Genomic DNA, 21,189 nt, shown 5'->3' with positions numbered 1-21,189 from the left:
TCATCTTCTTTATTCAAGTTCCATGTCTTTTATTATCTTCTTTCTTAACCCTTCTGGTATCTCTTTGGCACCATGAAAAGGAACAGGGTATCGAATACCGTCTTTGTCTTCGTATATATAGTGGCTTCCTTCGGCTTCACCAGTCCAGAACCAACCTCTATTTTTTCCTTTTTTACTGATTTTCCGATGGAACTCTGAGTATTTCATTTATATTATTGTCTATAGCATCTGTACAAAGGTAGAAATATTTCTGCTAACAAAGAAGTCTTTCCACATCTTATTTCAATATGCCCAGTTCGTTAATAAAAATAATAGCAATAGCAACAGGGGCAATGTATCTTAAAATAAATATGATAATCTTGTAGATATTTACTTTCAGTGTTCCGTTGTTGGTAATCTCGGCCTTAACTATATTTTTGTCCAGATACCATCCAACAAAGATGGATACAAAGAAGCCACCCAATGGCAACATTATTTTGGCAGTAACATAATCGAATAAATCGAATGTGTTCAAGCCAAACAGAGTAATGCTCTTTGTGGGGCCTAATGATAATGAACAGAATATTCCCAACACAATACAAGAAATAGTAACCAGTGTGGCAGCCCTTTTGCGGGTGAACTTAAACTCTTCGTGCAGATAAGCTGTAACAACCTCGTGCATTGAAATGGTAGAAGTAAGAGCCGCAACCGCCAATAGCACATAAAACATTACAGAGAATATATAAGCCAACAATGGCACACCGCTAAATGCCTGTTGAAACACATTAGGCAACGTAATAAAAATAAGGCTTGGGCCATGGTCGGGCTCAATGCCAACCGAAAAGGCTGCCGGGAATATAATAAAGCCCGCCAGTATGGCTACCATAGTATCAATAATACCCACACTAAAAGCCGTTTTTGTTAAACTGGTATCTTTGCCAAAGTAGGAAGCATAAGTAGATAAACATCCCATTCCTAAGCTCAGTGAAAAGAAAGCCTGACCCATAGCACTCAGAAATACGCTGCCTGTTACTTTGCTGAAATCCGGTTTAAGCAGAAACTCAATACCGGCACCTGCGCCAGGCAGTGTAACCGAGCAAACCATCAAAATAATGATCAGAATAAAAAGAGCAGGCATCATAATCTTTGATGATTTCTCAATCCCTTTCTCCACTCCCTTTATTATAATTAGATGGGTGCCTACTAAAAAAAGAATTAACCAGATAAGTGGGCGCCAGGGATTAGCCGAGAAACTATTGAAGGAGTTAATAAAATCACTTGGTTGTTTTCCGGCAAAGCTGTTTGTGCCTGCTTCAACAACATACTCAAGTGTCCAGCCGGCAACAACCGAATAATAACTTAAGATAAGAAAGCCGGTTAGAACCCCCATGCGGCCTACCCATTTCCATTGTGTGCGTGGTGCCAGCACCCGGTACGCGCCTGCTGTATTGGCGCGCGAACGGCGTCCGATAAGAAACTCGGAAACCATAATAGGAAGTCCCAGAATAAATACACACCCCAAATAGATGAGAATAAAGGCGGCACCACCGTTATTTCCTGTTTCGTAAGGGAACCGCCATATATTACCTAACCCAACTGCCGACCCGGCAGAAGCCAATATTACTCCTATTTTACTACCAAAGTTGGCCCTGTCATTCTTTGCCATTTATCTTTATTCTTCTTACAAAATGATTATATTAATCTCTCAACGCTGCAAATATAGGAAATGTTTTGTATTTTTGCCTGCGAACATGTAAATTAACAGGAATGCTTCGTTATATAAAGAAATACCCGGTCTCATTTTTTATAATTGCGGTAGTAATATACTTGTCTTTCTTTAAGCCACCCAGTGATACTGGTTTAAATGATATTCCTTATCTGGACAAGATTGTTCACTTCGGAATGTACTTCGGCTTGTCGGGTATGTTATGGCTTGAATTTTTAAGGAATCACAAAAACAATGATGCCCCCATGTGGCATGCATGGATAGGAGCCTGCCTCTGCCCCATACTATTCAGCGGAATAGTTGAACTGTTCCAAGAGATAGCCACCGATTACCGGGGTGGCGACTGGATGGACTTTGCTGCAAATACCTCGGGCGCAGTGGTAGCCAGTTTGCTTGCTTATTATTGGCTGAGGCCGAGGTTTCATAAGATTAAGGTGCTGAATAAATGGTGATAGGTTTCTACGAACTATCTTACCAATAAGATTCTGTTTTATTGATGACCTTTTCGATCTCTTTAATAAAAAGCTCATCGTTTTCGTTGTTACAATTCTTATTAATAGAAGTTGGCTTTTTAATTTCTCTGTTCTTTCTGTGTGAGAAGGTGTTTCGGAAGAATTGTTTTATTTTGCCAGAATAAGTTTTCATTCAAATCATTTATAAGTTATAATCAATTTCGTTATTAACTCAATTGCTGCTTCAACATCTCTTAAATCGCAAAGTTCAACAGGGGTATGCATATATCTACATGGTATGCCAATGGATAAAGTTTTGACGCCTCTGCGCGACAATTGTATTTTAGTAGCATTTGTTCCACCGCTAGCACGAGGTCGTGCAGATATTTGATATGCTATGTTGTTTTCTGTTGCAATATTCTCGGCAAAATGTGATAAGCTATTATCATTATCCAAGTTGCGGGATATAATTACGCCATTTCCAAGCGCAATATCTCCAAACTTTGTCTTTGAGCAATTTGGTACATCAGTAGCAAAATCAACATCAATACTTATTGAAATATCCGGATTGATATCATATGCACAGGTAATTGCTCCCCTACAACCAACTTCTTCTTGTACAGTTGCAACCCCATATACAGTATGTGATAAGTTATGTGCCAATGATAATTTTTTCATTACCTGTGAAACAACAAATACTCCTATTTTATCATCAAGCCCCTTAGAAGTGATTCTGTTTTTGGTGAGATATAGCATATTCGATTTTAGAACAACTATGTCACCAACAGAAATTTTTGCTTTCACCTCATCAGGTAGCAACCCAGTATCTACCCAAAGATTTTCTAGTTCAAGTCCTTTCTCATCCGGGGTTGTTAAATGTATTGGTTTCTTACCTATTATGCCCAGTATTTCTTCTCCCGAGTTTGTGTGCACTACTACTTGAGAGCCAGGAATACATTGAACATCTATTCCTCCATTACGGCGGACATACAAGAACCCCTTTTCGCAAATGTAAATTACTTGAAAACCAATTTCGTCAATATGAGCTTCAATCATAAATCTGAGGGATGACTCATTCTGCAACTTTTTTCTTTCAATAACAGCATAAGAATTCCCCATAACATCTACACTACATTTGTCGACATATGGATGTAAATAGTCTCTATATAAACTTCCTGCTGCAGTTTCGAAACCAGAGACACTAGGGGTGCTTAGTATTTTGTGTAAGAATGTTGTTTCCATATTATTGACCTTCTTGTATTAACTTATATCTTTGTTTAATTTTGGTTTTTAATGATTTGGCGTTGTCACAGAAACGCGTACTCACTTCATAGATATCTCCATTGTTTTCATTAAAATTGTATACAAGACACATGTCACAGTAGTTTTTTAATCCGCATTTCTTGCATTTTTTAAAACTGTTCTTATCCACATTTCTTAGTTCAATCACTCTGGGTGATTCAAACCAAATATATTTCAGTGATTGCTCATAGATATTTCCAACAACCATACCTTGCCATCCGGGACAAGGATAAATATTTCCATCAACAGTCATACATATAGTGCTTCGAAGTACTTCGCATGAGTTAAATCTTTGTCCAAATGGCATTGTATCCAAGTCTGTCTCAGAGGTAATAGCGTTTATTTTTTGATGGTACTTTGGATCATTGTCAAGTATGGCATCTAACAATTCTTCGGTTTGTTCCATAGTCATTCTTGTACATAGATTATTGGTACATAAGTCACTTTGAGCTAACAGAACATAATCAACATAACAGAAAATATTTAGGCTTTGAGCATATTCGAACAGTTCTTTATACCCTTTATAATTTTGTTTCAGGATCGGACACGAAATTGTGACTCGTATATCATTTGCAACAAGTGTTTCAAGGTTTCTTTTGGTTTTCTTCCATGAGCCTTTAACTTTTGTTATATTATCATGTACAGATTCATCCATAGAGTAAAGCGATACCTGTATATTGAATACATTCAGATTTTTAATGATTTTCAATGTTTCATCATTCATTAGGGTGAGATTGCTTAGTATGAAAATCATTAAATCTTTTTCCCTGCAATATTCTAGAATTTCAATTACATGTTTATGGATAAGTACCTCTCCGCCAGATAATATTATTCGTAATCCAGATAATTCAGCAAATTGGTCTATGACAGATTTTACTTGCTCAACAGGCATCATACTTCCATAATCTTTCGTTTCGGAGGGGATGTAACAATGAATGCATTTTTCATTGCACAATGATGTAACTTCCAATTGTAATGATCTTAACCATGGAGCTTCTTTTGTGCTGATTTCTACAATTTGTTGATCTGCAGCAAAAGCATTTCGTACAGCATCAAGTTCAGCATAGGAAAACGATTTTTCTTTGTTTCGAAGTTCATCTTCTGATTCTCCACTTACTATAAGCCAGAGCCTTTCTAATTCTTTGATGAATGCATTTAGGTCTTCCAAGTCAAAATGGACATGTTTGGCTGCAAGATTATTTATTATATCATCCAAATCTTGTGGCTGGCGAGATAATGAAAGGATGAAATCCTTCTCCTTGCCACTATATATTCTGCTAACATGGTTTACTTGGCTTTCGATGTAAGCCATTGAGTTCCAGAAACGAATAAAAGCATGTGTATTTTGGCGTATTAGCATAATTGTTTGCTTTTTAGATACTGTTATTTTTTACTTAATAGATGTGTTAAATCTGATTGTTTTAAACTATTGTTTGCCATAGCAATTTGTGTTTTGTGCTCTATATTTAATATAAACTGGTATCTACATCCTTCTTTAATAGAACACTTATTGCATTCAAAACATGTTGGTAAGGGAGTTGTTGTTAAAGCTTCATTCCTGTTTTGAAGGAAACTTCTTGCTATAAGCCACTCTTTATCTGGTGTTTGTGGCATAGGATAACCTTCCAGTAATGCTTTAATGGCATAATAGTATTTTTTTACTGGTTGGTTTTTGTCTTCCTTTTGTTTGATATATTGATCTAAGCTTCTTAAGGTAGATGCATCATCCTCTGTTTTGTAGTATAATAACATTAGAATAAGCAGGCGATTCACATTGTTATTTTTATTGTTGTTACGAGGGAAAAGTTTGATTGTATCTTTCTCCATGTTTTCCAGCAAATCAATAGCAGTTTTAAGTTCTGCTTCATCTAATAAAGGTAGTCGATACAATGGATTGATTGTACTTTCGGTTACTTTCATCTCCTTTATTTTAGAATTGATTTTGCTGAATTTCTTATCAATATCTGATAACCCAGGAACGCAAATATGATAGGTTGGGAATTTCAAAAAAGAATTGTCCCTAATATATATGTCATATCCTTTATTGATAAGCCATGATATAATATTAGAAAGATCTTCTTTGAAATCGTTACCTTCGTTAATAGAAGAGTGTTCCAGATATGGGTATGATGGATGTTCATTGAAAAATGCTTCAGGCATTCTACCAGTACCGTAAACAAGGCTTCTTTTAAATTCATTAAACAAGTCTAACGAATCAGGAGAATTAATGTTATTTTCAAAATCAAATGTTCTGGCTGTACATCCTTGAAACGTTTCGGTAAAACAGCGTTCTAATGCTACTTTAGGACATAAATCAGCCCCTATGTGCATAATGTATTTCGATCTATCAGGACTGTAAATAAGTAATCCTATCACAGGATAGCCTTCTCCCAAAGAGCAGTCTTTTATTTGATAATCCATACCATACTCGTTTTTTATCCTTTCTAGATTTACTAGAATATCTGTCCCTTCAAAAACACTCTTGGGTATATTAGGAGGTGTTAGTTCCTTTAGATACAGTTCTTGCAAGCAATATCTTTCGAAGATTTCATTAAAACCTTGTATCAAAGCCTCTTCTGGAATGTTGCCAGCACACATCCCATTAGAACCGTTTACCCATCGAACTAATGAATAGGGTATCTTTTCGGTTATTTTGGAATTAACATGAAAAAAGGGAACGAAAATACATTCAAAGCTATCTATATCAAGACCTTCTTTTGGAAGTACTCGTGGGGTGAAACGTTTTATCAGTTGTTCTGCCTCTTCTGATTGTAGTGTCTTTCTACTCTCGTCGGGGAAGAACACAAATTTCGAATTATAATTTGCAGGATTAGGGTATATAATAATGCGGTTTTGAAATCTCTCCATCATTTCGGCATATGCACTGGCCTGTGCGTAGGAAGGTGTCATTCCTTTACCATTTGTTCCTATCGAGAAATCATCATTTTCGGATATGGCTAAACGGTAGGAACAGAACATGTCGCCATCACCACAGATCATATCTTTAATTGGGATCTGAGCTTCAGATAGAATCATTTTTATTTTGTTGACAGTGTCCTCTGGTGTTGCTGCTTTATATTTCTTCATATTTATATTCTTTTATTTTTTCAGTGACATATAATCGTGTTTTTTCTTTATAATTAGATTTCCATTCAGGGCACTGATTGTTGGTACCATGTTTTTTAGAAGAGAATAAAGCATTGTGTGGACACCCACCATTACACAATGGCTGCAATTTACATTCTTTACAAGCTATGTTGTTAGATGGTTCCCAAGATAACCAATCTTGATACCAATCAGCTTGGAAATATTCATTGTTCTTAGAGATATGTCCTGTAATCCATTGTTCGTCTCCTATAGTATCCAGACACTTATATATTTCTCCTTTTGTGCCAATTACTATGTCACCATTGCGGATACAACCACCCAAAGGACAAGGACCTGGGGTTGTATATTTCAATATCCCTCTTGAATGAGCATATTGAATAAAATCCATCTCAATTCCTGCAAATTCCTCAACTGTGTATATTGTGCTTTTAATATCATCAGGGGTGAATAAATAATCAATTGTTCTGACAAAAACCAAACCAACCTTTTGAAAAAGTTCACTATCTGCTATCCAGTCTATAAACTTTTTGATATGGTTTACATTGGTCTTATCAATTGTGACTCTAATTGTGACTTCCGCACCAATATTTACGAGGGTAGCTATATTGTTTCTGATTACATCGAAAGTACCTGTACCATTAAGTAATGGACGACGTTTGTTGTGAATATCAGCAGTTCCGTCTACAGTGATGATAAATCTTTTTATATTACATTTGTTAATAAGTATGTCACATTTAGCAAAATTTAGTGCATAACCATTGGTTGTAATGTCAGCGTAATAATAGATATTGTGTTTCTTACAGAATTCCAGAATGAAAGATGAGAGTTCGTGTATGCGATTTATTTCCAGTAGAGGTTCTCCTCCAAACCATGTAATATGCAGTTTGTTGAATAACCCAGCACGTTTTTCCAAAAATGATTTTATGGCAATGCAAGTTTCATTGGTTAAAGCTTTATTGCTTTTCTCACCTTCAAAACAATAAATGCATTTGAATTGGCATTGAAGAGTTAGTAATATTGTTAAATCTAAAAAAGAGGTGTCTTTTTTTTCGTGCTTGTATTCAACAATCCATTCTTTTTTTTCATCAATATTGTTAGGAACGACTATCCCAAATTGAACAAATATATCAGGTACTAACCAAGGTTGTTCTTTGTACTTTGAATAATCTTCTTTACTTAACACAATAATTGCTCCGGAACGTGTGTTGAGGCAAATCACTTCTTCATTGTAGGGAATGATATCATTCCAGAATGACCATTTTACAACCGCTTCAGTTCTTTCTGGATAAGTTCGCCATACATTCTTTCTAATTATCTTCATAATTATTGATCTTATTTTTAAGTGCTTTTAAGCGTTTGAACCAATAATCAAATCTTTCAGAAGTCATATTCCCAAATAGTACTGGTGAAAGCAGCATTCCTAAAGTTGTCCAATTATGGATTGAAGTTAAATAAGGCTTAATTGAGTCTTCATTTTTGTTATAATCAACAGATCCAGGAATGGGTGAAAATTTATTAATCGCCAAAGATGTAGGACATGTCTGCAAAATCATTTCTTCTGTAGAACGCAAATCTTCTTCTTCCTCTCCAAAATAATTAACGATGTAGCTCGAATAGAATGGAACATCTAATTTGTGGCAGAGTTCTGCTGCTTTATAGCATTGCTCTGTCGTGATTTTCTTATTCATTTTTTCTAAGATTCTTTGGCTGCCCGATTCGAATCCAAAAAAAACTTTGCTGCATCCAGCTTGTTTGAGAAGACGCAAAAAATCTTCATCTACCTGGTTTACTCTTAAGTTGGCCCACCAATTATAATTTGTTTTGGATGAGATAAGCAGTTCGCATACTTTAGACCACTCTTCTTTGAAATTTCCAACGGAACTATCTTGGATGAGAAATGAATTTACATTGCACTGCTTAGATGTTAACCGCATCATTTCTACAAAATATTCAGGAGAATGGCAACGAGCAGATAAGAAACAACTGTGCGCACAGAAGTTACATCTATACATGCAACCCCTGCTGAATGATAGTGGCATGACTCTATTGAGCTGGGTATACGAAATCAGATAAGAAGGTTGTGCATAAAAATTTTTATCCAAAAGATCCCAGTTTGGGAATGGTAAACAATCTAAATTTTTGATAGCATCGGCAGCTGTTGGTATATCCTGGCCCGGCAAAAATACTCCTTGGATTTGATTTAGAGGTTCACCCTTAAGTATGGCTGCTAATGGTAGTTCCCCTTCGCCAATAATAAGAGCATCGAAGTTGATGTACTCATAAGTAATGGTTGGTAAGAGAGTAGGGTGTACACCTCCTGCTATGATAAGGGGTGTTTTATCAGTGAAAACAGAACGTAAATAGGTAGTGATATCAGCCGCATATTCAAAACGAGCTGTAAAGAATGATAATCCAATTATATCGGGATTAAAACGTTGACATTGTTGTTTTAGTAAGTTTAAACAGCATTCTACATCTCCTTTACAAGAAAGAAGAGTTCTGTTTAAATCGGCAATCTCAACCCGTGCACCTTGTGCATTTAAATATGTAGCAAGTGCTACAACATTCTCGGGAGCTCTTTCAATATATTGAGATACATCGATATCCCCACAATTAATCAGTGATGCTTTCCAAGGAATAACGAATAGAATACTTTTCATGAATTTGCAAATAATTCAGTCATAACTTTAATAATCTCTTCTCGCGATTTTCCTCGTAACATATACAGATAGCACCCTTTCGATTCTAACCACTTTAAAATATGATCCCAGTATATAACATTAGATTTGCATCTGAATGGATATTGCAGCACAAAACGCTCCCTTAAACAACCGCCATAGCAAGTAGTTTCATATTTACATTCACTACATTGGGGCGGAATAGGAGCATGTTCAAAAATACTCCTTTTAATATCCGAATCGAAAAATTCCTTAGGAGTTTGGCTCAGAAAATTACCAATTACAGATTTTGGATCATCAAATTCAGCACATGGGTAAATATCACCATCGGGACTTAATGCCAGATATCTTTCCTGACAGTTTCGCTCTCTTAAACATATAGAAGGCCGTCCTAAAAGTAAATCCCCGACAAGACGTACTATGTCGGTGTTTTTGGCAGGTTTGCTATCACTTTTCCACAAATTAAAATATTCTATCATGGCAGAAGCGAACTCTTCATCAGAAACATACATTGAACTAGACTTGTTTTCTTCTATTGATATTGGAAAAACTCTTGCTAGTCTAACATTCATGTTTCTTATCTTATAAAAATTATAAATGTCTTCTATGTGGTTTATATTTTGTTTGGTAATTAAGTTTATAGAGCCACATCTGATTCCTGCAGCGAGTGCTGCATCTATATTCTTAATTACAAGATCATTTGAAACCTTATTAGATTTGAATATGCGGTAATCACTGAACAAATCTAATGAAACACCTACATAACCATTAAAGTACTTTTTTATGATTGAATAATAAGCAGGTGTAAGTAGTGTAGCATTAGTCTGTGTACCAAACTCATATTTAATGTTATTTGTAGAGAATAATTCGCTTGCATATTTTAAGACCTCTTCCAGCCTTTTTTCTCCAAGAAGAAGAGGTTCACCACCATGCCAACACAAAGACAACCTATTTACACCTATTAATTTTGCATATTCACAAACAAAGTTTAAACTTTGTTTTATTTGAACATTGTCCATTTCCTTACCCAGGAAGTGATTATCTCTCCCATAACAGTATTTACAGGCAAGATTGCAGTTTAGGGTTGCCTTAATAGTAACAAATAGGCTTCTATGTGTTGGCATATCTATTGATCAATAAAGTGGATGTCCTTCTTTGCACCAATCGCACCAGTCTGCGCTTTCTTCACTAACATCCAAGCGAGCAATTACATCTTCATAAATTTGCTCGTTTTGTTCCATAATTAATTCGTTTTGTTCCATAACATTAATTATAAAATTTCCCTACTCTGTTGAATAGGCTTTTCGGGATACGCCTTTTTCTTCAATTTATTCTTCTATTCTCTTCCGATCGTTTTCTCCTTTCTTCTTTGCAAACCAACCAATTATCAGTCCAAAGATTCCTACTATAATCCACCATGCAAACTTCATAAACATGCTGGCTATCCATCCTATTAGTTCAAAAAGGCCTTCAAGCATAACATCTGTTATATCTTTTCCCATAATATTATCTATTAAAACTTTATTTTACCAATTTTATCCAACACATCGTTTTCAATCACTATTCTTGATTTCAGTAACTGTATGCGTTTGGTGTTTTCTTTTTTTCCGGTTATTCGATAATAGCTTATATAATCTTTGGGTATTACTTCTTCGAGTGCAGAGTTTATTTTGCTATTCATATCGTGTACCCGTTTCTTTTTAAAATAGGGTTTTACGGCTTCTTCCACTCCATAACTATCTTTCTTGGTAACTTCCTGAATTATTTTTTTAAGTATATCTTCATGCTTTACCAGTTCATGGAATGCAGCTCCTTTTTTACTCAATAAATAAAAGAGATATAAAATTTTAGACTGATGACCCGAAAATGGCACAAGCACATTATTGAAATACACATTGCAGTCTTTGTCTACTTTAACTCGCCCATGTGTGTTCTTTAATAGCATTTGCAATTCGTCTTCCAAAATCGTTTGGGTTAACGGTTCCTGCATTAAAATCTGGATTATATCTCGAATTATGTTTTCCACAACTTCGTTCATTGTAATTGTTGAGTCGTCACAAATTTAAGTGTTGATTCCCTTTGTTTTTGAAAAGCGACTTTTGATTTGTGTATTAATTAACCGATATGTTTATAAGTGTTTATCTGTGAGTTGTTTAAGCAATTTGCAAATGGCTAAAAAACGATTTATACATTTTATGTCTCGCTTTCTTTGCTTAACAACATTCTTTACTGGTATAACCTATAAGCAAACAGTTATCAATCTTGGCTTTTTTAGAGTGCTGCAAAACGCACTTTCAAAATGCTGCATTTCACACTTTCGAAATGCAGCATTTCGTTTGATCAAAATGCAGCATTTCGGAAGAACGAAATGCAGCATTTTGAAAAACTAGTAAAAAAACGCCTCTACAACACATATAGAAGGGGTCACTATAGTGTCTTTGCTTGTTTTTATACTTTTTGTACACAGTTAAAAAAACGTACTACAACAGATAGTCGGCAGTGTAGTGTTGTTTACTTTTTTGTGTTGTTAGCTATGCAAACCAAAGCTCTTGCCATTTCGGCAAAAAACCGGAACACACAAATAATAAAGAATCCGGTAATAGGCATGATTATTATACCAGCTGCCGAAAGATCCATGAAACCAAGTGGGCTGCCCGAGAAACCGCCTTCCCCACTTAGAAAGATAGTGGAAAATAAGGAGGACAATGTTCCTACTATGCCTACATAGCAACCCAACCACTCGCCAGATGTTTGTATCAGATGTGCAAATACAGGAGTGAGTGCAAAATCATCGCTAGGGGTGGTAATTTTGACTACTTTGTACATCCGGTTCCACCACAGCTGGAAGCTAAACCAACCGGCAGCAATCAATGTTAATGTAACCAATACAGCGAATGTAGCAAATTTAGCACCATTGCTAAAGAGTCCAGTATCAATAAAACTAAAGAAAATCAGGAAAGGAAACAGCAGGTTGAGAATTGCTGCACCACCATACAACCATTTAAAAGGATCGCGGAACAATGCACCCGAGTCGATGTAATCGAATACAGGTTTGAAAAACGATAGGAAAATGTTTTTGTTCATAATAGTGTTGTTTAAAAAGATGAATTAATAATATGCAATTTCTCTGGTTACTGTTTGTACTGCTTCGGGGTTACCTGTTGGTTTGCCGTTCTCTACACGTTGATGTGTTCCTTCGCGCTTAATCCAGTTCCCCTTCTTATCGTACGTATAGGTATAGGTGTATATGCCATTAACTATAAAGCCATACTCATCATCGTTCCAGTCCAATGTTTCTTCGGTGGCAATGTCGTTTTTATCGTTGTAAGTTGTTTTTGCTCCATCCTGTTCAATCAAACGGCCTTGCGCATCGTACACATATACTTCTCCCTCTTGCTGAACAACCATAACACGTGTTTTGCCATCCTCTTCATAATAGCTATAGTTGGTATCATTAAAGCGGGTTCTTTTTTTATCGCTTATTTTAATTTTGCTGATACGGCCTTCCTTATCATAGCTAAACTTTTCGGTCCATCCTGTTTTAGCATCAGTGAATTGAGTTATTTTATTGTTATCATAGCTCAATGTTATATTGGCATCGTAGTAAGATGACAACATGCTACGGAACCAAGGTTTAACAAGTGTGCTTTTAAACATGGGTAAGGCGTATGCTTCGGCGTTGGCAGTGTATTTTACCAAATTGTCTTCGGCATTGTATGCCAGTTGAACTTTGCCTGTTTGGCCGAAGGTAATCTCGGTGATGTTTCCGCAGGTGTCGGCTTGCAAGGTTATATCGCCAACTTCGTGCCCTTTTATTGTCATTTGCTTTACTTTGCCCCGGAAATAAGTGTGCTTGCTGTAGTCGATGTTAGCTTCTTCATTGCTTCCGCCCGAGCAAGCAAAGAATCCAAGGCAAATAACAATAGATAGTAGGTTTACTAATTGTTTCATGTGCTTTTATTTATTTATAGGTGAGCTTAATTAAAATCGTGTAGGAAAAGTATAAAGATCTACAAACCATTTACCATCCAAATCTTTCTTAAGGTCAACATATTGGCATTTCTTGTAATTAGGATCAGTATCCGATGTTATATCAAAATAAATAGCTGCCCCTGCTTCGTTAACAAAGCTTTTCTCCTTGTTAACTGTATATTTTAGCTTCAATTCTTTTACAATGGCTTGCTGCTCTAAATGATACTCGGCCATGATGGGGTCTAATAATGCCTCTCTGGTTCTTGTATCCAGAAATTTTGTGAATTCTTTTACATCATGGTTAACTAAATAAGCCTTGGCAAATTTCTCGGCAACGGTTTTTGGACTGTTTCCACCACAACTAACAAAGAAGGTACACAGTGCTACTAATAGCAAATAATAATACTTTTTCATAAATCTATTTTATTTAGTGATTAATTTTACAGTCTTTTACAAATTTAAGCGTTCATTCAACTTGTTTTTTAAAAGCGACTTTTGATTAATACCACTTGATCCTTTTAATCGATATAACTATTTATTAAATAGCATTTTAAATGAAAATAATAAAAGGAAAAAACGATTTTCGCTTCTATTCATCGTCTCAAAAACTTCGCCTTTATATACTATAGAGTGAAACCCCCTAAAAGGTAACAGCTAAAAAGAAGTTTTTTTTGTTGCAGGATAAATAAAGTGCTTTGATACACCCCTCAATAACCCCTCATGCTCAATAACTACCAAATGCTTAGGTATAAGTATTTGCCGGACACTGTTTTTAATACCCCGTATCATATAGTATTTTAGGCTTTCGGCAGGAATAACCTCTCGCAAAGCAGTATTAATTTTGTAGGTAACATCGGCTATGCCTCCTTTTCGCCTAAGAAAACCATTTATGGTAAGTCCCGACTGATAATCGTCTTTCCCGGAAACAATCTGGTAAATCTTTCTTAGTGTATCCTTATGCGCAGACAACTCTTTGTTCGATATTCCTTTCGACGAAAAAAGATAAAACAAGTACAATGCTTTGGGTAGAGGCTCTGTTAGGCCGATTAAACAATTTTCGTAGTTGGTAAGGTAAAGGTTACACTCTTTATCTATCCTTATTTCACTTAATGCTACCTCATTTAAAAATGATGCATTGTTTAGTTCATCTTCGATAACAGCTTTTACCCGTGGCTCTTTTGCCATAGCTTGAATAATTTTCCTAATTATGTGTTCCATTTGTTTAACTCCTTTAATTCCTGGCGAAGCGATAACTCCTTCCATTCTTTATAGAGTAGACCCCCTAAAAAGGTAACAGGTAAAAAGTGGTTTTTTTGCATAAGAAAAGTAAAAAAGAGTATATTTGCGTTTCAACTGAGAATAAACCATGAGATATCTATTATTAGCATTATTGGCAATACCATTTACATTGTATGCACAAACAAACAGAGCCCTGTTAATTACAATAGGCGAGTATAGTTTGAAAGAGTATGGATGGCGTAAGCTCAATAGTTTGAACGATTATTTCTTGATTGAATCGTTATTGATTGCTAACAACTTTTCGGCTCAAAACATCCGTGCATTAAAAGACAAGGAAGCCACCAAGCAGAATATTGTATCTGCTTTTAATCTGCTGAAACAACAAACCCGTGCCGGCGACTACATTTACATACATTTCTCCGGACATGGACAACAAATGGCCGACGATAACTTTGATGAGGACGATGGATGGGACGAAGCCTTTGTTCCTTACGACGCCTATTATAGGCATATCCCCGGCCATTATGAAGGTGAAAATCATTTGCGCGATGATGAACTGAATGTATTCCTTACAGCCATCCGCCTGAAAGCCGGCCCCACCGGTAATGTAGTTGTGGTAATGGACGCCTGCCACAGTGCCACAGGAACCCGGGCAGAGGAAGACGAATTTATTCGGGGAACAGATTTTCCTTTCGGATATAAAAGCAAAACAAACGACGAGTTCGATATAGACAGATATAAGGAAGAGAGAGATGCTAGTAAACAAATTAATAAGTTGGTAAACAATCCTCGGATGGCCCCAATAACCGAAATATCGGCCTGCCAGGCCAACGAGGCCAACCGCGAATACAAACTAGTAACCAAAGGAATACACTATGGCCGTTTATCTTATGCGCTGTACAACTTGTTGAGCAAAAACCCAACAGGATATACAGTAAGAGGGTTGATAAAGGCCATCGAAACCAGCGAGATTTATACAAGCGCTAAAGAAAAGCAAACACCTTATTGCGAAAGCACTATTGAACACAAAACCTTTAAGTTAGGAAGATGAATAAGGAAATAAATGACCTGTTGCAGTCCAATAAGAAAATGGAAGAGGTATACAACATGTTAAGGAAAAAGTTCTTCGACTCGATTGCACGCCAATACCGGTTTTACGATGCATATATATTGGACGATATTTATCAAGACAGTTTTCTGAGTTTGATAGAAGCCATTAAGTTAAAAAATGCCCAGATAAAATCGTGGAAAGACTATCTGTTTACTATAGCCAAAAACAAACTAATGGCTCATTTTAAACACGAAGACAGATTTGCAGAGCCATCTACAAACAATTTAGAACGCGAAGTAGAATCTTATTGTGATGGTTCTTATCAAAAAGAAGAAAAATATACTATTCTTTATGAACAGATTGCTAAGCTGAAAAGTCCATGTAAAGAAGTGCTGAATCTTTGCTATTGGGAAGAAAAAAATATGAAAGAAATAGCTCAGGCCATGGGCTACAAAAGCGAACAAGTGGCCAAAAACAAAAAGTCGACCTGTATGGAGAAGATACGACTAACCGTAAAAGAAAAACTTAAAAGGGAGGACTTGTTATGAACAAAGATTGGGAAGTAATTATTGATCGCTATATACGCTACGAACTATCAGCCGAAGAAGAAACACTGTTTCGGGAGTTGTTGCACAACGAACCCAAATTCAGAGAACAATTGGAGTTTACCCAAGCACTAGTCGACAGTTTAGAGCGTTTACATGAAGAGGAAGCACTTGCCGAAATGCTGGAGAACGAGAAAAAGAAACCCGCAGCAACAAAACGGCGAATCAGGCCGCTGATTGGTTTGTTGGCAGCAGCCTCTATTTTCTTACTGTTCTATATTGGTTTGGGTAACAAGTATTCGTCGGGCGAACTTTACGACATGTATTATGCCCCCCTTGCATACGAAGAAGACTATAGCCGGAGTAGTAGTACCCAACTTAGTATTCCACAGAAAATAGATATACAGCAAGCACTTGATTTGTACAAAGAACAAAAATACAGTGAGGTTCCTAAACTTCTCGACCCCATAATTGCAGTTGTTGATAAAGCATATCTCTCAGAGGATGTGTTGTTTTACAATGCTGTTTGTAAAATAGAAACCGGAGCCGCCAGCGAGGCTGTAACCATCTTACAGTATGTAATAACCAATGGCGAGTTGTTTGTGCAAGATGCACAATGGTACCTGGCCCTATTGCATTTAAAGGAAGGCAACGAGGCCAAAAGCATTGAACTACTTGAGCAACTCAAAGAAGGAGAGTATGCCGGTAAAGCAAATAACTTGTTAAAACAGATAAAACAAAAAAGATGGTTTTGAAATCCGGTTCAAAATATTTTGTGACACACATAAGTACAAACAAATGGAATATTTGGAAGAAATAAAGATACTACGAAAAAAGATCCCAATTGGAATTAATCAGGCTGAAAAATTGTTGGTAGAATCAGCAGGAAATGTTGCTGAAGCAGAATCTCGATTTAAGAAAAACTTAATCAACACATTCATGCAAAAGCAATCATTGAATACAGAACAAGCAGTTCAATACCTTGAAGCAGCCAATTATGATTTAGGAGTAGCAATCCAAAATTTTGAAATGGATACGCATAGCATAACAAAACTATGTTTACTCAAAAACAAAAATAAAGAAGATGCACTTGATAAGGTACTACATGCAATTCACGAAAAATATGCATTTGACTTTTGGCTCTGTTGGGAAAAGGAATGTCCCCAAATTAGTTCCATAGAATATCCATTTGTAGTACTGATGGAATGGATCAATTACGAATCGTGGGAAGGAGATATCGTTCTTTCTCCTGCTGTAGTACAAGCATGCCAAGTTCTGAAAATGAATAGGATGGCAGACATACTTAATCATACAATCAATCGAAGTAAAGAGGTTGAAAATATATGGGAAGATGATATGTATATATCATTGAACGAAGTATTCTTGAAACATCGTTCGGAATTGATAGACACATTGTACGAATACGTAAAAGAGAATATGAGAGAATTTCCGTAATGCGTTTGTGTTGATAGAGTAAAAGCCAATGATACAAGTAATCTGTTTCCTGATCATCTTTCTCCCACTTTCTGTATGTGCACAAAATGCAGAGTCGGATTATGTTTATCCGCCAAAGGATTCGCCACTTGAACATGCCAAAAAATTAATTCGTGAAGGCACTTTAAGCCTCAATTACAATGAAAAGAAAGAAGCAGAGAATCTTTTCAAAGAGGCCAATAAAATAAGGAAAGAATTCCCTAAGCATAGTATTGAAAATGTTACATTGTTGTTTGAGCTTTATGTATCGCATAAACTTACAGACCGAGACGAGGAAGCCATACAAATATTCTTTGAAATTCAGAACATACTGATAAACGAACCCGATTTAAGGCTTGAAGAAGAATTAATCAATGCACTCAATCAGTTTGATAGTGTGGGAGAAAGCAAGCTGAAAAAACTCCTTACTAACGAAACCCTGTTCGACCATGCTCGTTTTTTAATAAACGAAAGTAAATCTCATGCGCAGCATGGCGAAGTGATGCAAGCAAAAAAACTGTTGAAGCGATCCGATCAGTTTAGAAAAAGATTTCCAAGGTACAGTCGTGAAAATATTTCATTGTTATGGGAACCGTTTTTGGCTTATCTGGATATAGAAAGGGGCGATATAGCTATGCGCAAAGCCTATAAAGCCTGGCTGCGGATAAATAAAAAGCCGGAAATAGACTTAGAACTGGCTATGAAGATAAATCGTTCTTTCTCGGCACATTTAAAAGATAAGGATGTGCTTATTGAATATAACCCAGGATTGGAATTTGCTGCAAAATACTTTGCTCAACAGCGTCAGCATGCTTATTTTTTGGTAAAGAAATGCCAGGAGTATATGCGTATAACCGGCAGTATTCCCGAAGACCATATAGACTATTTAAAAGAAGCCATCTTGATTTACGAGAAAGAGGGCTTAACAAACAGTAGTGATTGGCATACAGCTATGTTTTTATTAGGAAAAGCATGTTTGGATAATTTTTATTTCGAAGATACTATATTGGTATTAAACTCAATACCTAATCCAGAAGTTACTCTTGTTGATTATCAATATGTTGATTATTTGGCTTGTTTAATAGAGGCATATATGGAGCTGGAGAATTATAGCAAAGCCGAGGAAATACTGGCAAAAACCCAACAACTGGAAACAATGAGCTATGAATTATATAGCTCAATCGGGAATTTTTATATGACCATAGGCAATTATGATGCAGCCGAAGAACATTTTGAGAAGATAGTAGGTTCAAAAAAAGAAAAACAATCTGATGTGAAGAATATATATGCATTGGGTAAAGTATATGAGCAGAAAAATAAAACAGAACAAGCTTTAAAACATTATAACAAAGCCCGGAAGATTCAGAAGAAATACTTGGGTAAGAAAGATATAACCTATATAACAATTACAGAAAAATACCTGAGCCTTTTAAATTCTACTCGCCCTGGACATGTAAGAGAGAGAGAAATAACCTCTCTGGTTAAAACTATAAAAACAAAGTATGGTACAAAAAGTATTGCTTATGCAACATTATTGAATCAGGCAGGCGAATACTACTATACAAAAAGAAAATACCAGAAGGCAATGTTGTGTTTTATGGAAGGTTGGGAAATAGTGAATGATATTAAGTTGGGAAAGCAACATACTGTTTATAAACTATTGGCACAAAATATAGCATTGGCAATTGGTGCAAATAACCCCGAAGATGCAGTGCCCTATTTCCGGTTAGTATTGGAGTCGGTAAAAGAAAATATTTTTGATGGATTTACATTTTTACCAGCCGATGATAAAGAACTGTTTCTTAACTCGCGCCAATCTGTTTTCAATACAATTAAAAGATTCTCTTTTCGTAATAGGGATAGCAAAGCGGTGAGTGAGTTGTGTTACGATGTAGAGTTGTTTCATAAAAACCTGTTACTAACCTCTTCTACCCAAACCAGAGACGCTATTTTGAAAAGCAACAACGAAGAGTTAATTAAATGGTGGAATGAAATTAAACACCTAAAGGAACAAATTATATTAAACCGTGTACGTGGACGTATTAAAGAAGTAGATAGCTTAACAACCGAAATGCAACTGATAGAAAAAGAATTAACTCGTATATCGGGGCAATACCGGATATTTAAGAACGAATACAACCAATCGTGGCAGGATGTAAAAAACTCTCTTCAGCAAGGGGAAGCTGCCATAGAGTTTGCCTTTGCCAAATCACCCGGTAATCAGGTAAATTATTATGTGCTTTTAATCCGTCCGGAATACACATCACCTAAAATAATTTCTTGTTGCAGCGAGCCCGATTTACAAGCAGCCCTTCCCGATTCGGTAAATCGATTATATGCATTAATATGGCAATCGTTAGATAATGAATTGCAGGGTGTAACAGATATTTATATTGCATCTGCCGGCCTGTTGCACCATGTGCCTTTTGCTGCCCTAAAAGATACGCAAGGCAATTGTTTGATAGATAAGTACAATCTTCATCATGTATTATCCACAAGAGAAATTAAATCTGCCAACAAGGGAAATTTATTGAAAGTAGAACCGCCTATAGCTTTGTTTGGTGGTATGGATTATACACAAACAAACTATACATTAGAAAAACTCAAGCAAGAAAAAACACATGTAGCATTAATGCGTTCTCTTGTAGATAGCCTTGATATGGACAGGGGGCAGGGATTTGGCGATCTTCGGTTTTCGGGCATGGAAGTAGATAGCATTGCCAAACTATTTACCTCAAAGGGTTGGGAAACAAATCTTTATACCAAGAATGAGGCAACAGAAAGTAATTTCAAAGCATTATCCTCACAATCGCCCCCTATTATCCATGTCTCTACTCATGGTTTTTACTTTAGGTTGGCTCCGGATGACGAGAACACATATAAAGCATCCGGCAATCCACTAATGCGTTCGGGAATGGTTTTTTCAGGAGTCAACCGTTTCTGGACCTCAAGCGAATTATCCGACGACGCAACCGAAGATGGCGTACTCACCGCCTACGAAATATCCAGCCTTGACCTATCCGGCACTCAACTAATTGTGCTTTCTGCCTGTAATACTGCAAAGGGAGATATTATGAACAATGAAGGTGCTTATGGCTTGCAGCGTGCTTTCCGTTTGGCAGGTGTTAAGAATATGATAACCACCCTTTGGAGTGTAAACGATAAAGAAGCTCAGGAATTTATGGTTGAGTTCTATAAACAATGGATTCCCGGTTCTTCTTTGCGGGGGGCTTTTGCAAATACGCAAAGAAAATTCCGGAAGGAGCCAGAAAGCAAGATTACAAAATGGGCAGGCTTTGTACTAATCGAGTAACCGTGTATGAATAATTCAATTTAAAGTGCACCTTAAGTACACCTAAAGTGCAACCTAAAAGCACACCTAAAGGGCAACCTAAAGGTATACCTAAAGGGCAACCAAAGCCTTTATATATAAGAACGCGCAATAAACCAAAACAAAAACTAAAACAAAAACTATTTAATAACTCTAGTGAGTTATTAAACACACACTCTGATGTAAAAAAATGGAAAGATAAAATCGTGATCAGTTTATCCCGGTAGGATCAAGCCTTTATCCCGGTAGGAGAAACCATTTGTCCCGGTAGGATGAGGCGTTTATCCCGGTAGGAGAAAACGTTTATCCCGGTAGGATGAAAATGATAGGCAA

At 36.4% G+C, this 21,189-nt stretch carries 21 protein-coding genes; 6 read left to right on the top strand and 15 right to left on the bottom strand.

Features of this window, described 5'->3' with window-relative positions; translation table 11 throughout:
• Window positions 1–9 precede the first annotated feature (9 nt).
• Window positions 10–207, bottom strand: coding sequence for a type II toxin-antitoxin system HicA family toxin (locus D0T85_RS04005; RefSeq protein WP_163210489.1), 198 nt, complete (start codon window positions 205–207; stop codon window positions 10–12).
• A gap of 70 nt (window positions 208–277) precedes the next feature.
• Window positions 278–1,645 carry a sodium-dependent transporter gene (locus D0T85_RS04000; protein ID WP_163210487.1) on the bottom strand — a complete coding sequence of 456 codons (1,368 nt, stop codon included), beginning with the start codon at window positions 1,643–1,645 and terminating at the stop codon, window positions 278–280.
• A 101-nt stretch (window positions 1,646–1,746) separates the two neighbouring features.
• On the opposite strand from D0T85_RS04000, the gene D0T85_RS03995 reads away from it, so the two are divergent.
• The gene (locus D0T85_RS03995; RefSeq protein ID WP_163210485.1) at window positions 1,747–2,157 is read left to right on the top strand and encodes a VanZ family protein; all 411 of its coding nucleotides are present in this window, start codon (window positions 1,747–1,749) and stop codon (window positions 2,155–2,157) included.
• Between the two features lie 19 nt (window positions 2,158–2,176).
• On the opposite strand, the gene D0T85_RS03990 is transcribed toward D0T85_RS03995, so the two are convergent.
• The 13 genes from D0T85_RS03990 to D0T85_RS03930 all read right to left on the bottom strand — a co-directional run bounded on the left by D0T85_RS03990 (window position 2,177) and on the right by D0T85_RS03930 (window position 14,435).
• On the bottom strand, window positions 2,177–2,350 hold the full coding sequence (locus D0T85_RS03990) for a hypothetical protein (protein ID WP_163210483.1): 174 nt from the start codon (window positions 2,348–2,350) through the stop codon (window positions 2,177–2,179).
• 5 nt (window positions 2,351–2,355) lie between these two features.
• Entirely contained in the window at window positions 2,356–3,399 is a 1,044-nt protein-coding gene (locus tag D0T85_RS03985; protein ID WP_163210481.1) for a M20/M25/M40 family metallo-hydrolase, read from the bottom strand.
• Window position 3,400: 1 nt separating this feature from the next.
• The gene (locus tag D0T85_RS03980; protein WP_163210479.1) at window positions 3,401–4,819 is read right to left on the bottom strand and encodes a radical SAM/SPASM domain-containing protein; all 1,419 of its coding nucleotides are present in this window, start codon (window positions 4,817–4,819) and stop codon (window positions 3,401–3,403) included.
• 23 nt (window positions 4,820–4,842) lie between these two features.
• The gene (locus D0T85_RS03975; protein WP_163210477.1) at window positions 4,843–6,546 is read right to left on the bottom strand and encodes a YcaO-like family protein; all 1,704 of its coding nucleotides are present in this window, start codon (window positions 6,544–6,546) and stop codon (window positions 4,843–4,845) included.
• On the bottom strand, window positions 6,533–7,888 hold the full coding sequence (locus D0T85_RS03970; RefSeq protein WP_163210475.1) for a radical SAM/SPASM domain-containing protein: 1,356 nt from the start codon (window positions 7,886–7,888) through the stop codon (window positions 6,533–6,535). Before D0T85_RS03970 ends, D0T85_RS03975 begins: the two co-directional genes overlap by 14 nt.
• Window positions 7,875–9,227 carry a B12-binding domain-containing radical SAM protein gene (locus tag D0T85_RS03965; protein ID WP_163210473.1) on the bottom strand — a complete coding sequence of 451 codons (1,353 nt, stop codon included), beginning with the start codon at window positions 9,225–9,227 and terminating at the stop codon, window positions 7,875–7,877. The genes D0T85_RS03970 and D0T85_RS03965 overlap by 14 nt, the downstream gene beginning before the upstream one ends.
• Window positions 9,224–10,369 carry a radical SAM/SPASM domain-containing protein gene (locus D0T85_RS03960; protein ID WP_163210471.1) on the bottom strand — a complete coding sequence of 382 codons (1,146 nt, stop codon included), beginning with the start codon at window positions 10,367–10,369 and terminating at the stop codon, window positions 9,224–9,226. Before D0T85_RS03960 ends, D0T85_RS03965 begins: the two co-directional genes overlap by 4 nt.
• Before the next feature lie 204 nt (window positions 10,370–10,573).
• Window positions 10,574–10,747 (bottom strand): hypothetical protein, encoded by a 174-nt coding sequence (locus tag D0T85_RS03955; RefSeq protein WP_163210469.1) that lies wholly within the window; start codon window positions 10,745–10,747, stop codon window positions 10,574–10,576.
• Between the two features lie 11 nt (window positions 10,748–10,758).
• Window positions 10,759–11,283 (bottom strand): hypothetical protein, encoded by a 525-nt coding sequence (locus D0T85_RS03950; protein WP_163210468.1) that lies wholly within the window; start codon window positions 11,281–11,283, stop codon window positions 10,759–10,761.
• Between the two features lie 473 nt (window positions 11,284–11,756).
• Entirely contained in the window at window positions 11,757–12,329 is a 573-nt protein-coding gene (locus D0T85_RS03945; protein ID WP_163210466.1) for a hypothetical protein, read from the bottom strand.
• A 24-nt stretch (window positions 12,330–12,353) separates the two neighbouring features.
• The gene (locus tag D0T85_RS03940) at window positions 12,354–13,196 is read right to left on the bottom strand and encodes a hypothetical protein (RefSeq protein ID WP_163210464.1); all 843 of its coding nucleotides are present in this window, start codon (window positions 13,194–13,196) and stop codon (window positions 12,354–12,356) included.
• A gap of 30 nt (window positions 13,197–13,226) precedes the next feature.
• Entirely contained in the window at window positions 13,227–13,631 is a 405-nt protein-coding gene (locus tag D0T85_RS03935; RefSeq protein WP_163210462.1) for a hypothetical protein, read from the bottom strand.
• Between the two features lie 240 nt (window positions 13,632–13,871).
• Window positions 13,872–14,435 carry a hypothetical protein gene (locus D0T85_RS03930; RefSeq protein WP_163210460.1) on the bottom strand — a complete coding sequence of 188 codons (564 nt, stop codon included), beginning with the start codon at window positions 14,433–14,435 and terminating at the stop codon, window positions 13,872–13,874.
• Between the two features lie 148 nt (window positions 14,436–14,583).
• Between D0T85_RS03930 and D0T85_RS03925 the strand changes: the two genes are divergently transcribed.
• From D0T85_RS03925 to D0T85_RS03905, 5 genes are read left to right on the top strand one after another with little or no spacing between them, the layout of a single operon-like run.
• The gene (locus D0T85_RS03925; RefSeq protein WP_163210458.1) at window positions 14,584–15,507 is read left to right on the top strand and encodes a caspase family protein; all 924 of its coding nucleotides are present in this window, start codon (window positions 14,584–14,586) and stop codon (window positions 15,505–15,507) included.
• Window positions 15,504–16,055, top strand: a complete 552-nt coding sequence (locus D0T85_RS03920) for an RNA polymerase sigma factor (protein WP_163210456.1) — start codon at window positions 15,504–15,506, stop codon at window positions 16,053–16,055. The genes D0T85_RS03925 and D0T85_RS03920 overlap by 4 nt, the downstream gene beginning before the upstream one ends.
• Complete coding sequence (locus D0T85_RS03915; RefSeq protein WP_163210454.1) at window positions 16,052–16,807, top strand: tol-pal system YbgF family protein; 756 nt, start codon at window positions 16,052–16,054, stop codon at window positions 16,805–16,807. Before D0T85_RS03920 ends, D0T85_RS03915 begins: the two co-directional genes overlap by 4 nt.
• A 43-nt stretch (window positions 16,808–16,850) precedes the next feature.
• Window positions 16,851–17,507, top strand: coding sequence for a ubiquitin-associated-like domain-containing protein (locus tag D0T85_RS03910; protein ID WP_163210452.1), 657 nt, complete (start codon window positions 16,851–16,853; stop codon window positions 17,505–17,507).
• A 28-nt stretch (window positions 17,508–17,535) separates the two neighbouring features.
• A complete protein-coding gene (locus tag D0T85_RS03905; RefSeq protein WP_163210450.1) occupies window positions 17,536–20,838 on the top strand; it encodes a CHAT domain-containing protein in 3,303 nt (1,100 codons plus the stop codon).
• The last annotated feature ends 351 nt before the right edge of the window (window positions 20,839–21,189 follow it).

The organism is Bacteroides sp. 519, assembly GCF_010500955.1.
Classification (GTDB): domain Bacteria; phylum Bacteroidota; class Bacteroidia; order Bacteroidales; family Bacteroidaceae; genus Bacteroides.
This window is presented reverse-complemented; position numbering and strand designations above follow the sequence as displayed.

Bases quoted from the DNA above. Each gene is read 5' to 3' on its own strand.
- D0T85_RS04005 (WP_163210489.1), bottom strand. From the start codon at position 207: ATGAAATACTCAGAGTTCCATCGGAAAATCAGTAAAAAAGGAAAAAAT.
- D0T85_RS04000 (WP_163210487.1), bottom strand. From the start codon at position 1,645: ATGGCAAAGAATGACAGGGCCAACTTTGGTAGTAAAATAGGAGTAATA.
- D0T85_RS03995 (WP_163210485.1), top strand. From the start codon at position 1,747: ATGCTTCGTTATATAAAGAAATACCCGGTCTCATTTTTTATAATTGCG.
- D0T85_RS03990 (WP_163210483.1), bottom strand. From the start codon at position 2,350: ATGAAAACTTATTCTGGCAAAATAAAACAATTCTTCCGAAACACCTTC.
- D0T85_RS03985 (WP_163210481.1), bottom strand. From the start codon at position 3,399: ATGGAAACAACATTCTTACACAAAATACTAAGCACCCCTAGTGTCTCT.
- D0T85_RS03980 (WP_163210479.1), bottom strand. From the start codon at position 4,819: ATGCTAATACGCCAAAATACACATGCTTTTATTCGTTTCTGGAACTCA.
- D0T85_RS03975 (WP_163210477.1), bottom strand. From the start codon at position 6,546: ATGAAGAAATATAAAGCAGCAACACCAGAGGACACTGTCAACAAAATA.
- D0T85_RS03970 (WP_163210475.1), bottom strand. From the start codon at position 7,888: ATGAAGATAATTAGAAAGAATGTATGGCGAACTTATCCAGAAAGAACT.
- D0T85_RS03965 (WP_163210473.1), bottom strand. From the start codon at position 9,227: ATGAAAAGTATTCTATTCGTTATTCCTTGGAAAGCATCACTGATTAAT.
- D0T85_RS03960 (WP_163210471.1), bottom strand. From the start codon at position 10,369: ATGCCAACACATAGAAGCCTATTTGTTACTATTAAGGCAACCCTAAAC.
- D0T85_RS03955 (WP_163210469.1), bottom strand. From the start codon at position 10,747: ATGGGAAAAGATATAACAGATGTTATGCTTGAAGGCCTTTTTGAACTA.
- D0T85_RS03950 (WP_163210468.1), bottom strand. From the start codon at position 11,283: ATGAACGAAGTTGTGGAAAACATAATTCGAGATATAATCCAGATTTTA.
- D0T85_RS03945 (WP_163210466.1), bottom strand. From the start codon at position 12,329: ATGAACAAAAACATTTTCCTATCGTTTTTCAAACCTGTATTCGATTAC.
- D0T85_RS03940 (WP_163210464.1), bottom strand. From the start codon at position 13,196: ATGAAACAATTAGTAAACCTACTATCTATTGTTATTTGCCTTGGATTC.
- D0T85_RS03935 (WP_163210462.1), bottom strand. From the start codon at position 13,631: ATGAAAAAGTATTATTATTTGCTATTAGTAGCACTGTGTACCTTCTTT.
- D0T85_RS03930 (WP_163210460.1), bottom strand. From the start codon at position 14,435: ATGGAACACATAATTAGGAAAATTATTCAAGCTATGGCAAAAGAGCCA.
- D0T85_RS03925 (WP_163210458.1), top strand. From the start codon at position 14,584: ATGAGATATCTATTATTAGCATTATTGGCAATACCATTTACATTGTAT.
- D0T85_RS03920 (WP_163210456.1), top strand. From the start codon at position 15,504: ATGAATAAGGAAATAAATGACCTGTTGCAGTCCAATAAGAAAATGGAA.
- D0T85_RS03915 (WP_163210454.1), top strand. From the start codon at position 16,052: ATGAACAAAGATTGGGAAGTAATTATTGATCGCTATATACGCTACGAA.
- D0T85_RS03910 (WP_163210452.1), top strand. From the start codon at position 16,851: ATGGAATATTTGGAAGAAATAAAGATACTACGAAAAAAGATCCCAATT.
- D0T85_RS03905 (WP_163210450.1), top strand. From the start codon at position 17,536: ATGATACAAGTAATCTGTTTCCTGATCATCTTTCTCCCACTTTCTGTA.